Origin of the sequence: Pseudomonas tremae (assembly GCF_001401155.1) — a bacterium.
Taxonomy (GTDB): Bacteria; Pseudomonadota; Gammaproteobacteria; order Pseudomonadales; family Pseudomonadaceae; genus Aquipseudomonas; species Aquipseudomonas tremae.
The window spans coordinates 22,509-37,725 of the sequence record NZ_LJRO01000353.1; the positions used below are offsets into that span (position 1 = coordinate 22,509).

17 protein-coding genes are annotated in these 15,217 nt (G+C 58.0%); 11 read left to right on the forward strand and 6 right to left on the reverse strand.

Annotated features, from left to right (window positions below; genetic code table 11):
• Window positions 1–43 precede the first annotated feature (43 nt).
• Entirely contained in the window at window positions 44–1,438 is a 1,395-nt protein-coding gene (sthA, locus tag ALO43_RS19745; RefSeq protein ID WP_005887538.1) for a Si-specific NAD(P)(+) transhydrogenase, read from the forward strand.
• 42 nt (window positions 1,439–1,480) lie between these two features.
• Here sthA and ALO43_RS19750 read toward each other — a convergent pair whose 3' ends face one another.
• Window positions 1,481–2,203, reverse strand: coding sequence for a glycerophosphodiester phosphodiesterase (locus ALO43_RS19750; RefSeq protein WP_024670680.1), 723 nt, complete (start codon window positions 2,201–2,203; stop codon window positions 1,481–1,483).
• Window positions 2,204–2,260: 57 nt separating this feature from the next.
• Window positions 2,261–2,848, reverse strand: a complete 588-nt coding sequence (locus ALO43_RS19755; protein ID WP_024670679.1) for a PilZ domain-containing protein — start codon at window positions 2,846–2,848, stop codon at window positions 2,261–2,263.
• Window positions 2,849–2,950: 102 nt separating this feature from the next.
• Here ALO43_RS19755 and ALO43_RS19760 point away from each other — a divergent pair, with 102 nt between their 5' ends.
• The 4 genes from ALO43_RS19760 (at window position 2,951) to queF (ending at window position 7,188) form a co-directional block, all read left to right on the forward strand.
• Complete coding sequence (locus ALO43_RS19760) at window positions 2,951–4,201, forward strand: lipoprotein-releasing ABC transporter permease subunit (protein ID WP_054997936.1); 1,251 nt, start codon at window positions 2,951–2,953, stop codon at window positions 4,199–4,201.
• A gap of 7 nt (window positions 4,202–4,208) precedes the next feature.
• Window positions 4,209–4,892, forward strand: a complete 684-nt coding sequence (gene lolD / locus ALO43_RS19765) for a lipoprotein-releasing ABC transporter ATP-binding protein LolD (RefSeq protein ID WP_173402282.1) — start codon at window positions 4,209–4,211, stop codon at window positions 4,890–4,892.
• A 72-nt stretch (window positions 4,893–4,964) separates the two neighbouring features.
• Window positions 4,965–6,209, forward strand: coding sequence for a lipoprotein-releasing ABC transporter permease subunit (locus ALO43_RS19770; protein ID WP_005887547.1), 1,245 nt, complete (start codon window positions 4,965–4,967; stop codon window positions 6,207–6,209).
• A 148-nt stretch (window positions 6,210–6,357) separates the two neighbouring features.
• The gene (gene queF / locus ALO43_RS19775; protein ID WP_054997937.1) at window positions 6,358–7,188 is read left to right on the forward strand and encodes an NADPH-dependent 7-cyano-7-deazaguanine reductase QueF; all 831 of its coding nucleotides are present in this window, start codon (window positions 6,358–6,360) and stop codon (window positions 7,186–7,188) included.
• Between the two features lie 257 nt (window positions 7,189–7,445).
• Here the strand turns inward: queF and ALO43_RS19780 are convergent, their stop codons facing one another.
• Together ALO43_RS19780 and ALO43_RS19785 are read right to left on the reverse strand one after the other, a co-directional pair.
• Window positions 7,446–7,715, reverse strand: a complete 270-nt coding sequence (locus ALO43_RS19780; RefSeq protein WP_005887549.1) for a DUF4404 family protein — start codon at window positions 7,713–7,715, stop codon at window positions 7,446–7,448.
• 103 nt (window positions 7,716–7,818) lie between these two features.
• Window positions 7,819–8,427, reverse strand: a complete 609-nt coding sequence (locus tag ALO43_RS19785) for a phosphatase (RefSeq protein ID WP_053480576.1) — start codon at window positions 8,425–8,427, stop codon at window positions 7,819–7,821.
• A gap of 202 nt (window positions 8,428–8,629) precedes the next feature.
• On the opposite strand from ALO43_RS19785, the gene ALO43_RS19790 reads away from it, so the two are divergent.
• A complete protein-coding gene (locus ALO43_RS19790) occupies window positions 8,630–9,331 on the forward strand; it encodes an MlaA family lipoprotein (protein WP_053931330.1) in 702 nt (233 codons plus the stop codon).
• A gap of 88 nt (window positions 9,332–9,419) precedes the next feature.
• On the opposite strand, the gene ALO43_RS19795 is transcribed toward ALO43_RS19790, so the two are convergent.
• Entirely contained in the window at window positions 9,420–9,719 is a 300-nt protein-coding gene (locus tag ALO43_RS19795) for a PilZ domain-containing protein (protein ID WP_005887554.1), read from the reverse strand.
• A gap of 268 nt (window positions 9,720–9,987) precedes the next feature.
• Between ALO43_RS19795 and rssB the strand changes: the two genes are divergently transcribed.
• Both rssB and rssC read left to right on the forward strand, forming a co-directional pair.
• Window positions 9,988–11,172 carry a two-component system response regulator RssB gene (gene rssB / locus ALO43_RS19800; RefSeq protein WP_054997938.1) on the forward strand — a complete coding sequence of 395 codons (1,185 nt, stop codon included), beginning with the start codon at window positions 9,988–9,990 and terminating at the stop codon, window positions 11,170–11,172.
• The gene (gene rssC / locus ALO43_RS19805; RefSeq protein WP_005887556.1) at window positions 11,169–11,654 is read left to right on the forward strand and encodes an anti-sigma factor antagonist RssC; all 486 of its coding nucleotides are present in this window, start codon (window positions 11,169–11,171) and stop codon (window positions 11,652–11,654) included. Before rssB ends, rssC begins: the two co-directional genes overlap by 4 nt.
• A 78-nt stretch (window positions 11,655–11,732) precedes the next feature.
• On the opposite strand, the gene tal is transcribed toward rssC, so the two are convergent.
• Entirely contained in the window at window positions 11,733–12,659 is a 927-nt protein-coding gene (gene tal, locus ALO43_RS19810; RefSeq protein WP_005887557.1) for a transaldolase, read from the reverse strand.
• A gap of 282 nt (window positions 12,660–12,941) precedes the next feature.
• Between tal and ALO43_RS19815 the strand changes: the two genes are divergently transcribed.
• From ALO43_RS19815 to ALO43_RS19825, 3 genes are all read left to right on the forward strand, one after another.
• Window positions 12,942–14,192 (forward strand): M20/M25/M40 family metallo-hydrolase, encoded by a 1,251-nt coding sequence (locus ALO43_RS19815; protein ID WP_053480574.1) that lies wholly within the window; start codon window positions 12,942–12,944, stop codon window positions 14,190–14,192.
• Between the two features lie 140 nt (window positions 14,193–14,332).
• Complete coding sequence (locus tag ALO43_RS19820; RefSeq protein ID WP_054997939.1) at window positions 14,333–14,773, forward strand: LexA family protein; 441 nt, start codon at window positions 14,333–14,335, stop codon at window positions 14,771–14,773.
• Between the two features lie 76 nt (window positions 14,774–14,849).
• A complete protein-coding gene (locus ALO43_RS19825; RefSeq protein WP_005887563.1) occupies window positions 14,850–15,089 on the forward strand; it encodes a hypothetical protein in 240 nt (79 codons plus the stop codon).
• Window positions 15,090–15,217 lie beyond the last annotated feature (128 nt).

Consider the following 15,217-nt stretch of genomic DNA (forward strand, 5'->3'; position numbering starts at 1 on the left):
CAGAGATGCCAAAGTGGCGCCTCGGTCTGTTTAAGGAGTACGCATGGCTGTCTACAACTACGACGTAGTAGTACTGGGTTCCGGCCCTGCCGGAGAAGGGGCGGCAATGAATGCCGCCAAGGCGGGGCGCAAGGTCGCCATGGTCGACAGCCGTCGGCAGGTGGGCGGCAACTGCACCCATTTGGGCACCATACCGTCCAAGGCTCTGCGTCACTCGGTCAAGCAGATCATCCAGTTCAACACCAACCCCATGTTTCGGGCCATCGGCGAGCCACGCTGGTTTTCGTTTCCGGATGTGTTGAAAAACGCCGAAATGGTCATCTCCAAGCAAGTGGCTTCGCGCACCGCCTACTACGCTCGCAACCGCGTCGATGTGTTCTTCGGCACCGGCAGTTTCGCCGACGAGACCAGCATCAACGTGGTCTGTTCCAACGGCGTCGTGGAAAAACTGGTTGCCAACCAGATCATCATCGCCACCGGTTCGCGGCCTTACCGCCCTGCGGATATCGATTTCAGCCACAAGCGTATCTACGACAGCGACACCATCCTCAGCCTGGGCCACACCCCACGCAAACTGATCATCTACGGTGCTGGCGTAATCGGCTGCGAGTACGCGTCGATCTTCAGCGGTCTGGGTGTTCTGGTCGAGCTGGTGGACAACCGTGATCAGTTGCTGAGCTTCCTGGATTCGGAAATCTCTCAGGCGCTGAGCTATCACTTCAGCAACAACAACGTGATGGTTCGCCACAACGAAGAATACGAAAAGGTCGAAGGCCTGGATAACGGTGTTGTTCTGCACCTGAAGTCCGGCAAGAAAATCAAGGCGGACGCCTTGCTGTGGTGCAACGGACGTACCGGCAACACCGACAAGCTGGGGCTGGAGAATATCGGCCTGAAGGCCAACGGTCGCGGCCAGATCGAAGTGGACGAGACCTACAGCACCAGCGTTTCCAACGTCTTCGGCGCCGGTGATGTGATCGGCTGGCCCAGTCTGGCCAGTGCCGCCTATGACCAGGGTCGTTCAGCGGCGGGCAGCGTGGTCGACAACGGCAGCTGGCGCTACGTCAACGACGTGCCGACCGGGATCTACACCATCCCCGAGATCAGTTCGATCGGCAAGAACGAGCACGAACTCACTCAGGCCAAGGTGCCTTACGAAGTCGGCAAGGCGTTCTTCAAGGGCATGGCCCGTGCGCAGATCTCCGGTGAGCGGGTCGGGATGCTGAAGATCCTGTTCCACCGTGAAACGCTTGAAGTGCTGGGCGTGCACTGCTTCGGCGACCAGGCGTCCGAAATCGTACACATCGGTCAGGCCATTATGAGTCAGCCGGGTGATGCGAACACGATCAAGTACTTCGTCAACACCACGTTCAACTACCCGACCATGGCCGAAGCCTACCGGGTAGCTGCTTACGACGGCCTCAACCGGCTTTTTTAAGCGACTCCGGCCGGTGGCCTGAGCCGGCCGGGGAGACCGATTTCAGTGATTCCCGAGCGTGGCGGTGGCCAAACCGGGAAAGTCTGTAATCAGGCTGTCGACGCCGAAATCAGCGAGCCTGCGCATCAGTGCAGGTTCGTTGACCGTCCATACCGACACATGCAGGCCCTGACGTTGTGCTTTCTGCAGGCGCTCCGGGGTACACAGTGTCCAGTTCAATGCGAGCATTTCACAGCCATAGTTCTGCGCAACCTTCAACGGGTCGAGCCAGGCGTATTCGGCTACCAGCCCGCGCGATATATCAGGCGTCAGCTCAAGGGCTGCGCGCAGAACTTCACGTGAGCTGGAGGTGATGGTCACCTTGTCCAGCAGCCCGTGACGCTGCACCATTTCCCGGATTGCCAGCACGGTGTTGGCCGCGCGAGTGCGTGAGGCGCTTTTGACCTCGAGCTGCCAGTGGTCGAAATCGCACTGTTCGAACAGCTCTTCCAGACGCGGGATGGGGCAGGGCGATACCCAGCCCGGACCACCTTTGCGCGCGTCGTAGTTCACCAGGTCGGCGGCAAGATGCTCGTTGACCTTGCCGCGCCGATCGGTGGTGCGCTTGAGAGTCGTGTCATGGATGACCATCAACTCTCCGTCCAGTGACATGTGCAGATCCAGTTCACAGCGACGTACGCCGTGCTTGAGGCACTGCTGGAAGCTGACCAAGGTGTTTTCCGGTGCTTCGCCCTTGGCGCCGCGGTGGCCGTAGATAAGGGTCACGTTTACTCCTGGCCGTTAAGGCGCCGATTGCTGATGTGAAATAAAGATGGCGGGCAGTCAGTTCCCGGAAGGCTGACCTTGTTCCAGTGCCTGACGTCGATGCTGGGCCTGACGCTGCAATACATGGCGCGCGAGCAATTGGCGTTGCGCGTCCGGCAGGTTGACGAATTCAGTGCTGACGTCGAAATTACCGTCGGCCAATGCATCGCACTGAGACACTCTGGCGCGCAGCATAAGGCCCGCTGCCTGAGGCATCAGCACCATCTTGATCGACAGTTGTTCGCCTGTTGCAAAACCTTGTTGCGAATTGAATTGAATGCCGCCTTCGGACAGTTTTACCGGCTGAGGAGCCCCCAGTTTGCCCAGTGCGGTGTGCGCAACCACCTCGCCCAGCAGGTCGATGCGCTTGCTCAGGGATTTGAGAAAGCTGTTCAACACCCGGTCGCGTTCGTCGAGCTGGCGCATCAGGTGCTGCGATTCGAACTCGCTGACGTGCAGTTCGCTGAGCAGGTCGAACAGCGTCGAAGTGTCCTGCATGGCATCCTGGCTTGCCTGATCGGCGGAAGACAGGGGGTTAATTTCCAGTGCGACGCTGTCGTCGATACGGTAGTATTCGCGGCGTCCTGCTTCATCTAATGTCGACATGGCGAACCCAAGCTAACGGCGGTGGTCAGAGATTTCCGAGTGTAAAGCTGCACAGCAAGGCCCGCCACATGGACGTCCTCATTCCTGCGAACAAATTCCTACATGTTCAGACCTCTTTTTGTATTCATCGGCACGCGCTACACCCGTGCGAAGCGACGCAACCACTTCGTTTCCTTCATTTCCCTGACGTCCATGATCGGCCTCGCCCTCGGTGTTGTGGTGATGATAGTCGTGTTATCGGTGATGAACGGTTTCGATCACGAAATGCGTACCCGCGTGCTTGGCATGGTGCCACACGCAACCATCGAATCCGCTGACCCGATCACCGACTGGCGTGGCCTGGCGGCCAAGGTGCAGGAAAACCCCCAGGTGCTGGCGGTTGCGCCTTTCACCCAGATGCAGGGTTTGCTGACCCATGACGGCAAGGTGCAGAAGGTCTTGCTCAACGGCATCGACCCGGTTGAAGAGCGCAAGGTCTCGATCATCGATAACTTCATCAAGCAAGGTCGGCTCGACAGCCTGTCGCCCGGCAGCTTCGGGATCATGATCGGCGACAAGGCTGCGGCCAAGCTGGGTGTGGTGGTAGGCGACAAACTGACCTTCGTTGCACCGGAAGTCACTGTCACGCCAGCCGGCATGTTTCCGCGCATGAAGCGTTTCGAGGTTACCGGCATTTTTCATGTGGGTGCTGGCGAAATCGACGGCTTTTTGGGGCTGACCAACCTGGACGACCTGGCCCGTCTGCATCGCTGGAAGCCTCATCAGGTGCAGGGCCTGCGTCTGAAGTTCGATGACTTGTTCGCAGCGCCGCGCACTTCGTGGGAAATCGCCCAGAAACTGGGCGAAAACAATTTCTATTCCCGTGACTGGACGCGCACTCACGGCAACCTCTATCAGGCCATCCGCATGGAAAAAGCCATGATCGGGCTGTTGCTGCTGCTGATTGTGGCCGTCGCGGCGTTCAACATCATTTCCACGCTGGTGATGGTGGTCAATGACAAGAAAGGCGACATCGCGATTCTGCGCACACTGGGCGCCACGCCCCTGCAGATCATGGCGATCTTCATGGTGCAAGGCACGGTGATCGGTGTGGTCGGTACGCTGATCGGCGCGGGGCTGGGCATTCTGGCTGCGCTTAATGTCAGCGCCGCGATTTCGCTGCTTGAAGGGTTGATCGGCCACAAATTCTTGAACGCCGACGTGTATTTCATTGATTACCTGCCTTCGCAGCTGATGGCCCAGGACGTGTTCCAGGTCTGCGGTGCAGCGTTGGTCCTGAGTTTCCTCGCCACCCTGTATCCCGCCTGGCGTGCTGCGCGCACCCAGCCGGCGGAGGCGTTACGTTATGAGTGAGTCGGGCATGTCTGATAAAGCAGTATTGAGTTGCCGGAACCTGGGTAAGTCCTACGAGGAAGGCCCGGAGTCGGTGGTGGTGTTGTCCGGTCTGCAACTTGAATTGCACCCTGGCGAACGCGTGGCGATTGTCGGTACCTCGGGTTCGGGTAAAAGTACCTTGCTGAACCTGCTGGGCGGGCTGGACACGCCTTCGCAAGGCAGCGTCTGGCTGGCAGGTGAAGAGTTATCGGCGCTCGGCGAAAAGGCCCGCGGGCTGTTGCGTAACCGTGCATTGGGCTTCGTCTACCAGTTTCACCACCTGCTGCCCGAATTCACTGCGCTGGAAAACGTCTGCATGCCGTTGTTGATCGGCCGCACGGCAATTCCCGAAGCACGTCAGCGTGCCACGGCGTTGCTGGAGCGCGTCGGTCTCGGTCATCGTCTGGCGCACAAGCCTTCGGAGCTTTCGGGCGGCGAGCGTCAGCGCGTGGCCATTGCCCGCGCATTGGTCAATCAGCCAGGTCTGGTCATGCTCGACGAGCCCACCGGCAACCTCGACCACCACACCGCGCAGGGTATTCAGGACTTGATGCGCGAACTGAGCACGTCATCGCGCACCGCGTTTCTGGTCGTCACTCATGACATGGGTCTTGCCAGGCAGATGGACCGCGTGCTGCGCCTTGAAAACGGTCACCTGGTCGAGGCTTGATTACCGGCCCGGCGCAATCCATCGCGTCGGGTTTCATATTTTTACGACGCTATTTTCCACGGTGCTTCGCGAATGTTCAGACCGTTACCCATCTTCATCGGCATGCGCTATACCCGCGCCAAACGCCGCAAAAGCTTCATCTCGTTCATTTCGATGACCTCGATGATCGGTCTGGCACTGGGTGTGCTGGCAATGATCGTGGTGTTGTCGGTCATGAACGGTTTTCAGCGCGAAATGAGCTCCCGGATTCTGGGCATGGTGCCGCACGCTGTCATCGCCGGTAATACGCCGGTGGGTGACTGGAAGCCGCTTGCTGCCGCTGCGTTGAAAAACCCCGAGGTCACCGCCGCCGTGCCGTTTACCGACATGGAGGGCATGCTGTCCTACAAGGGGTCTATGCAGCCTATCCAGATCAGTGGCGTCGATCCCGCGCTGGAACATGAGGTTTCGATCGTTACGCAGCACATTACCCGTGGCAGTATCGAAGACCTGAAGCCTGGCGAGTTCGGCGTGGTGCTGGGTGATCTCACCGCACGTCGCTTTCGCCTGACCATTGGCGACAAACTGACCTTGATCGTGCCTGAAGTCAGCAGCGCGCCGGGTGGCATCACACCGCGCATGCAACGCTTGACCGTGGTCGGTATCTTCAAGGTCGGCGCAGAACTTGACGGCTCCATGGGGCTTATAAATATTGCCGACGCTGCGCAGATGCAGCGCTGGCAGCCTGATCAGGTGCAAGGCGTGCGGCTGGCGCTGAAGGACCTTTACAAGGCGCCTCAAGTGTCGACTGCCATTGCGGCGGGGCTAGGTGACGGCTATCACGCCGACGACTGGACCCATACGCAGGGAAGCCTGTTCAGCGCCATGAAAATGGAAAAGACCATGATCGGCCTGTTGTTGCTGATGATCGTCGCTGTAGCAGCGTTCAACATCATTGCCACGCTGATCATGGTGGTCAACGACAAGGGCGCGGACATCGCCATTCTGCGCACCATCGGTGCCACACCCCGGCAGATCATGGCGATCTTTATGGTTCAGGGCACGGTGATCGGTATCGTCGGCACACTGATCGGTGGTGTTCTCGGTATCATTGCCGCGTTGAACGTCAGCAGTCTGGTGGGCTGGATCGAGCGGGTCAGCGGGCAACATATTTTCAGTTCCGACGTGTACTTCATCAGCAACCTGCCTTCCGAGCTGCAAGGCGGCGATGTGCTGCTGATCTGCAGCGCTGGCTTCATTCTGAGTTTTCTCGCTACGGTTTACCCGGCGTGGCGCGCTGCGCAAATCCAGCCGGCGCACGCGCTGCGCTATGAATGACGCGCTGCAAGCCATCTGACGCCCCGCTAAATGCCTCGCGGCACCGTAACCCGGTCCGCGACGGCGCACAGACAGACGCGGATTTTCGCTGAAAGCCCGCCGCAAACCCGATAAACTCGCCGCGTTAATCCACGATCCAGGTATCGCCATGCATCCCGCAGCCGAACACTCGCCGCTGGGCAAGTCCAGTGAGTACATCGCCACCTATACGCCGTCCCTGTTATTCCCGATCCCTCGTGCCGCAAAATGGGCCGAACTGGGGCTGACGGCGCAGACGCTGCCTTATCAGGGTGTGGATTTCTGGAACTGCTACGAGCTCTCCTGGCTGCTGCCGTCGGGCAAGCCGGTGGTCGCGATTGCCGAGTTCAGCATTCCTGCTGATTCGCCGAACATCATCGAGTCGAAGTCGTTCAAGCTGTACCTCAACTCGTTGAACCAGACTGCTTTCGACAGTGTTGCAAACGTGCAAACCACTCTTGAGCAGGACCTTTCAGCTGCTGCAGGCAAGCCGGTTGGCGTACGTATTCGCAGCCTGTCCGAGATCAAGAGCGAGGGTGTCGCGGCGCTGCCGGGTGTTTGCATCGACGACCTGGACATAGTGGTCAGCAGCTATGACCGCCCGCAGCCCGAGTTGCTGCGTTGCGATGATTCCCGGATTGTCGAAGAAAGCGTATACAGCCACTTGCTCAAATCCAATTGCCCGGTGACCAGCCAGCCTGATTGGGGCAGCGTGGTCGTCGAGTATCGCGGCGCAGCTCTGGATCACTCGAGCCTGCTGGCCTACATCGTCAGCTTTCGCCAGCACTCCGACTTTCATGAGCAGTGTGTAGAAAGAATCTTTCTCGACCTGCAGCGCCTGCTCAAGCCGGAAAAGTTGACGGTTTACGCACGCTACGTACGCCGCGGTGGCCTGGACATCAACCCGTATCGCAGCACTGAAGTGCTCGACGTGGACAATCGCAGGCTGGCACGGCAGTAATTTAGTAACGCTCGTGCTCAGCGTCGTAAGCAAGTCCTGAGATGCCTATGAAGTATGCCTCCGCCCGGAGGGCGTGGGAGCGAACTGCCGGGGACCGGCAGAAGAATCCGCTTCCCTGACTGCACCTGATGTACCGTACCCACCGGTTTCACCGTCGGTTCGCGGACAAGCGAAGCTTCGCTCGGTCCGCTCCTGCGTAAGCTCCGGTTTTCAGGCTTCTGAGAACTTTTATATAGCGTTTAAGCAACGCAACCCTATCAAACCCCGATGTTACCCAACGTCTGCACAATGTTTCGCAGTGTTCCGGCGATAGTCGGATGTTCCAGTTCGAACCGCTCGACCGCAAGGTTCACGCCATCTGCCAGGCTGCTGTCCTGTTCATGGGTTGCCTGTTCGAGCTGAATTTTAGTTTCAATTTGTTGCATGAGGTCGTGCAGGTTTTCCCGCTCGGCTTCTGAAAGCGGCGGGTTATGTTCAAGCTGCTCGCGCAGGGTATTGAGTTGTTCTTGAAGTTCGCGGGCGGGCATGACGTGCTCCTTGATTGATAAGTCTGTCTCATGGACTTCGCCGAAAGGCTAAAGGTCCACCATGACGCAAGACTAATCCAGTAAGCACGCCTCTGCATGTGTATCAGGGTTTTTCGCCCTTGCTGCGTCGCAACGCGATGTCCGCCAGACAGGATTCCAGTTCGCCCAGGTGGTCAATCACAGAATGCACGCCCAGCGCGTAAAGCTTGAGTGTGGCCCTGGCTCGTCGCTGTTCGCGCTCGGCATCACTGAGGGCTTGCCATTGCGTTGGAGAAAGCCCGCACAGGGGGCCGCATGAGGCCAGACCGATGGTCCACAACCCGGCGTTCAGGCCGGACTGCAACAGGCGCGGATCGCCGCTGATCAATACGCAGCCCTCAAGATGACTGACGTTCAACGCCATCAGAGCCATCCAGCAGGCGTCGGGGGCAGGCCAGGCGGCGCTTGGCCGCGGCGCAGGGATGACCCATTCGTTCACTGGCGCGGCAAGCGTTTCGCTCAGCGCATCGGGAAGTTCATCAATCCAGGCGCACGGCATGCCTTTGGCACGCAACGTTTTGAGGGCCTGCTCGGCACCTGGTGTGAGTTGCGCGTGTTCGCGGTCGAGTTTGCGGGCATCGCCTGCCTGTGCGCCAAAGTCCACCAGGCAGCCGCTGAGGCCGAAGAGCAGGGCGGGGAAAGTTGGCAGAGGGGTGAGCACAGGCGCGAGCATGAGGATGTCTCTGAAATAACCAGAGACGCTACCGGTCTTGTGTGACACTTCAATGAACGTGCGATGACGAGGTTTATCCGCCTCCCTTTGCTGACAGATATGCCTTATTCGCGACAGAAGGCTTTATACTCACCTTCTTACTTAGCGTGTGGGGCGCAGCACCCGCGTCATTATTTCGATATCTCGATCAGGAGTGTCAGCTATGCCCGTGAACGGTGCAGGCTTTATCAAACGTTTGATGCAAATGTCCCTCTGCGCTGGCATTGCGCTTGTTCCAGTGGCCGTACAGGCTGCCGAGGACGATCCATGGGAAGGCATCAACCGCTCCATTTTCACCTTCAACGATACCCTTGATACCTACACGCTCAAGCCACTGGCGAAAGGTTATCAATACATCGCACCGCAGTTCGTCGAAGACGGTATCCACAACTTCTTCAACAACATCGGTGATGTCGGCAACCTGGCGAACAATGTACTCCAGGCCAAGCCTGCAGCTGCCGGTGTCGACACCGCGCGCATGATCTTCAACACCACCTTCGGGCTGCTGGGCTTTATCGACGTGGGTACCCGCATGGGCCTGCAGCGCAACGATGAAGACTTCGGCCAGACACTGGGCTATTGGGGCGTACCGAGCGGGCCGTTCGTGGTCATCCCGCTGCTGGGGCCGAGCACCGTGCGTGACGCGTTCGCCAAGTACCCCGACACCTACACTTCGCCATACCGTTACATCGACCATGTGCCTACCCGTAACACGGCGCTGGGCGTCAATCTGGTCGACACGCGGGCCAGTCTGCTGTCGGCCGAACGTATGGTCAGCGGCGACCGTTACACGTTCATCCGCAATGCTTACTTGCAGAACCGCGAGTTCAAGGTCAAGGACGGCAAGGTCGAGGATGATTTTTAATCATCACGCAGCACTTGTCTGAATCAATAAAGGCGACCTTAGGTCGCCTTTATTATTTTTCGAATATGTGAACCCGTTCCGCCTGCGGTCAGCTCATCGAGATGATCGAGAGGCCCAGTTTCTGTCCGCCGCCTTCTACATCATTGACCCAGACCACTTCTGTTTCCGCCTCAAGACCCTTGAGCGCCGGATGGTCGGAGTCGATACTCACGCTGAGTCGATCGCCCACCTGAAACGAGCGGGGCGCCTGGACCTGCATGCCCGAGCTGGAAAGATCAATGCACACGGCAGGAATGACCTGGCCTGCGTGAATCAGGTTGACGTCAGCATCAACACGCATGCGGATGTAATCCCGCTTCTCCTCGTAGTCGCGATCATTTCGACTCATGTTCAGTCCTTCGTTTTAGTTGCTGATTTGTCTGTTCTTATAACTCCCGGTGATTTGTGATGTAAAGAGCGCAACGTGAAGGCCGGCGCATGCTTGAAACGCCACTCGGATGGGAGTACCGTCTGCGCCTTGAAGGGCAGCTCTGAAACACGACAGGCACAATCAGTTGTGCTCGTGTTATTGCGGAGAGGCTAGAAGCGAATCCAGTAAGCGATTTCCGGTTGAACCGGGTCGCCTACGCCAACCTGATCTGGCGCCGTTTGCCCCCATGCCAAAAACCAGTGCCAAGCTGCTGATTATCGATGACGACGACGTAGTGCGCGCGAGCCTCGCAGCCTACCTGGAAGACAGCGGCTTCAGCGTTCTGCAGGCCAGCAATGGCTTGCAGGGAATTCAGACGTTCGAGCAGGAAACCCCCGATCTGGTGGTCTGCGACCTGCGCATGCCGCAAATGGGTGGCCTTGAGCTTATTCGCCAGGTCACCGCGGTCGCTCCGCAGACGCCTGTTATTGTGGTGTCCGGCGCGGGCGTGATGAGCGATGCGGTCGAGGCCTTGCGCCTTGGCGCTGCCGACTATCTGATCAAGCCCCTCGAAGACCTTGCCGTCCTCGAGCATTCCGTACGCCGTGCGCTGGATCGAGCGCGCCTGCTGACCGAAAATCAGGTTTATCGCGAAAAACTGGAAAAAGCCAATCGCGAACTTGAAGCCAGCCTTCACCTGTTGCAGGAAGATCAGGACGCCGGTCGGCAAGTTCAGATGAACATGCTGCCCGTCACGCCGTGGTCGATTGACGCATTCAAGTTCGCGCACCAGATCATTCCTTCGTTGTACCTGTCTGGCGACTTCGTCGATTACTTCCGCGTCGACGAGCGGCGCGTTGCTTTCTATCTGGCGGATGTCTCGGGACATGGCGCTTCATCAGCCTTCATTACTGTGCTGCTGAAGTTCATGACCACGCGCCTGTTGTTCGAGTCCAAGCGCGGCGGGACTTTGCCGGAGTTCAAACCTTCGGATGTGCTCGGGCACATCAACCGCGGGCTGATCAGTTGCAAGCTGGGCAAGCATGTCACCATGGTCGGGGGTGTCATTGACGAGGAGTCGGGTAAACTGACTTACGCCGTCGGTGGGCATCTGCCGCTTCCTGTGTTGTATTCCGAGGGGCAGGCGCATTATCTGGAGGGCCGTGGCCTGCCAGTAGGCCTGTTCAACGAAGCGACCTATCAGGATCACGAGATCGACCTGCCGGCGTCCTTCAGTCTGACCATGCTGTCTGATGGCATACTGGACTTGCTACCCGGTGATACACTCAAGGAGAAAGAAGCTGTGCTCCCCGAATTGGTGAAGACAGCTGGCGGCAGCCTGGATGGCTTGCAGCGGGTTTTTGAATTGGCAACGCTAGGGGAGATGCCGGATGATATCGCCTTGTTAGTGTTAAGCAGGAATCTTGAATGAGTACCGGTAGAATCCAGTTCGCCGAGCAGGAAGGCACCTTCGTTCTCAAGTTCGTGGGTGAAGTACGGTTGACGCTGTGTTCGGCCTTGGATGCGACGATAGAGCGCATCTTCACTGCGTTGAATTTCTCGACGGTGGTGATCGATCTGACCGAGACTCGCAGCATTGACAGCACCACCTTGGGGTTGCTGGCCAAACTGTCGATCCTGTCACGGCAAAAGGTGGGCTTGTTGCCGACCCTGGTCACTACCCACGAAGACATCACGCGTCTGCTGCAATCGATGGGCTTCGATCAGGTCTTCAATATCGTCGACCGGCCCTTGCCGCGGCCTGAGTGCCTGACTGACCTGCCATCGCAGGACCAATGCGAAGAGGTGGTCAAGGCCAAGGTGCTTGAAGCGCACAAGATCCTCATGGGCCTCAATGACTCGAATCGCGAAGCGTTCCACGACCTGGTCAATGCACTCGAAGGGCAGCGCTAAGCGAGCCTTTCTCATAACGTACCGAATCGCAGACAGCAAAAAGGGCGACACCCGCGAGGGTGCCGCCCTTTAACGTTTTCAGAGCTTGGCGGACAGCAGCGCTTCCAGCTTTTCCTGGTCGCGAGCGAACTGACGAATACCTTCAGCCAGTTTTTCAGTGGCCATGGCATCTTCGTTCGACGCCCAGCGGAACTGACTTTCGGTCAGGCTCTGACGCGCCTCGCCTGCATTGCCAGGAGCAAGTTTGCGCTCCAGCGTGCCGGTATCCTCGGCCAGCTTGTTGAGCAACTCGGTGCTGATGGTCAGGCGGTCACAACCAGCCAGTTGTTCGATCTGGTTCAGGTTGCGGAAGCTTGCACCCATGACCACGGTTTTGAAATCGTTGGCCTTGTAGTAGTTGTAAATGCGAGTTACCGACTGTACGCCTGGATCTTCTGCGCCGGTGTAGTCGGTGCCTTCCGCTTTCTTGTACCAGTCGTAGATGCGGCCCACGAACGGCGAAATCAGGAATACGCCGGCTTCGGCACATGCAACGGCTTGCGCGAAGGAGAACAGCAGGGTCAGGTTGGTCTGAATGCCTTGCTTCTCGAGATGTTCGGCGGCGCGGATGCCTTCCCACGTGGCAGCAAGTTTGACCAGCACGCGATCGCGGCTGATGCCTGCCTTGTCGTAAAGATCCATCAGACGCTCGCTGCGGTGGATCAGCGCGTCCTTGTCAAAAGACAGTCGAGCGTCCACCTCGGTGGATACGCGACCGGGTACGACTTTGAGAATCTCCTGGCCGATGGCAACTGCGAAGCGGTCGCAGGCCAGACCGATGTCGCCATTGCTGCCACCGAATGCCTCTTTGAGCATCGGCTTGTTGCTTTCGCTCGATGCCGCTTTAAGCAGCAGGGAGGGGTTGGTAGTAGCGTCCTGCGGCTTGAGCTTTTCGATAGCGCCAAAGTCGCCTGTATCAGCGACGACGGTGGTGAATTGCTTGAGTTGTTCCAGCTTGGAAGTCATGAGCGTGCTCTGTCCTGTGCGGTTGGATGACATTACCCGAGCGCTGCCGCCCACTCAAGGCCGCAGCGCATAACGCATGCAGATGAAGGGCTTCAAGGTCGGCATTGTCGTGAAAACCTTGTAGAGACTGTTTTTGAGCCCATCGCGGACTGCTTGTTCCCTCGGAGTGAATTTAACCGCTCAGCCTCTGCGTGCAAGGTCTCTGATCTATAACACGCTGGTGCTCGCAGCAGCGTTGGATAAAGATGTAACTTCAATCTGCACTGATCCGAGGGAACCCACATGCAACCAGGACGCTCATCCATCGCTGCCGCGATCGGCTTCTCACTGCTGTCCATAAGCGCTTTTGCCGAAGGCCTGTCACCTGACGAACTCTTGAAAAAAGCCCAGGCCGAACAGAAACCTTACCTTGCAACTGTCAAGGAGCTGGTAGACATCGACACCGGTACAGGCCAGGCACCTGGCCTGAAAACCGTCAGCGCCATGCTGGTCGACCGCCTCAAGGCATTGGGGGCTGAAGTCGCGACGACCCCGGCCGAGCCCTCTTCGGGTGACAACATCGTCGGTACGTTCAAGGGCAACGGTACTCGGTCCTTTTTGCTGATGGTCCACTACGACACGGTATTCGGGCCGGGCACTGCCGCCAAACGACCTTTCAATATCGACAGCGAGCGCGCCTACGGCCCCGGTGTGGCGGACGCCAAGGGTGGCGTAGCGATGATTCTGCATTCGCTGCAATTGTTGCAGGATCAAAACTTCAAGGGCTTCGGCACGCTCACTGTGTTGTTCAATCCAGATGAAGAAACCGGCTCCAGCGGATCAAAAAAAGTCATTGCCGAACTGGCTCGCCAGCACGATTACGTCTTCTCGTACGAGCCCCCTGACAAAGACGCTGTGACTGTCGCGACCAACGGCATCAACGGGCTGATTCTCGACGTCAAAGGCAAGTCTTCGCACGCAGGTTCGGCTCCTGAGGCCGGGCGCAATGCTGCCCTGGAGCTTGCGCACCAGATGCTGCAGCTCAAGGACCTCGGCGATCCGGCCAAAGGCACGACGGTCAACTGGACGCTCAGCAAGGCAGGAGAGAAGCGCAACATCATTCCAGCCAGCGCCTCGGCCGAAGCGGACATGCGCTATTCGGATCTGAGCGAAAGCGACCGGGTGCTTACCGACGGTCAGCGTATCGTGAAGAACACACTGATCGATGGTACCCAGGTGACACTGCGCATGGAAAAGGGCCGCCCGCCATTGGCGAAAAACACAGGTTCCGAACAACTGGCCAGAACTGCGCAGACGCTTTACAAGAAAATCGGTCGCAACATCGAACCTATTGCCATGCGTTTCGGCACTGACGCAGGCTATGCCTATGTGCCTGGTAGCACCAAACCGGCGGTACTGGAAACGATGGGTGTGGTTGGCGCGGGGCTGCACGCAGACGATGAGTCCATAGAGCTGTCGAGCATTGCGCCCAGGCTTTATCTGACCGTGGCAATGATCGAGCAATTGTCGCAGTCCGAAGCGGCGCCGCAGTGAGCCTGCGCGAGGCACATGCCAGCCATGCGCTTCGCGCAGATGATTGCCACCGGTCGAGGCTGAGGTATCCGGGATTGACCTAGCGCCGGATAACCGATTAACTGTATATGTATACAGTTAATCATAAAAGGCTCGCGTTCATGAGTGTCACCTTTCTCGGCCCGCTATCCGCGCGGAGCATAGGCCTGCCGTTCGTCTCTCTGTCATCCGTCGGTTCGCAAGCGCGTGGAGAGCGTCATGTCTCGATCGCGGAGCTCTGCGAAGTTCGCGAGCCTCACGTCTATCTGGCCAGGGTTGAAGACGAGGGCATGCGAGACGCTGCCATGTGCAGCGGAGACATGCTGGTGGTTGATCGCAGCCAATACGCCGAACACGGTGATATCGTTGTCGCCTCACTCAATGCCAGGCAGATATGCCGTCGTTTGCACATGCGTGGCGAGGTGGTAATCCTGGAGTCGGAGAACGCGGACTATCCGCCGCTTCGCGTTACCGACAACGATGATCTGATCATCCTGGGTGTCGTTACCTACAGCCTTAAAAGCCTTATCGAGGAACACGCCGAGCCTTCCAGGGCTGGATGATCTGCCTATTGTCTTGCAATGCATAACGCGCCGTGATCTGCTGCCGCCCCTAGGGTTTTGACCGGGAATTGAACGCATGCAGGAACAACTTGATCAACTTCGACTATCCAAACCCGTCCAGGGGGAGATCAGCGATCTGGTAAGAGCGCTCGACGCCGCCAGTACCCGTGCCGATCTCGAAGCCGAGGCCGCGTTGCAGATCGAATACATTCACGGCTTGGAGGCGTCCAGAAAACTGCGTCCTGCCGACGCCGAGAAGCTATACATCATTTTTGACGATGCCGTTCAGGCTCGCCTTCAGGCGCTGTCCGACTAGGTTTGGTCAACAGGTTGCGGCATTGGCAACCCGAAAATTTTTTCGACAAATATGCACCCTTTCTTCATTCAGTCAGGGTGTCTGACTTAAAGCTCGAACCTGCGGCTCGCATGGTTCTTTTTCAGGTT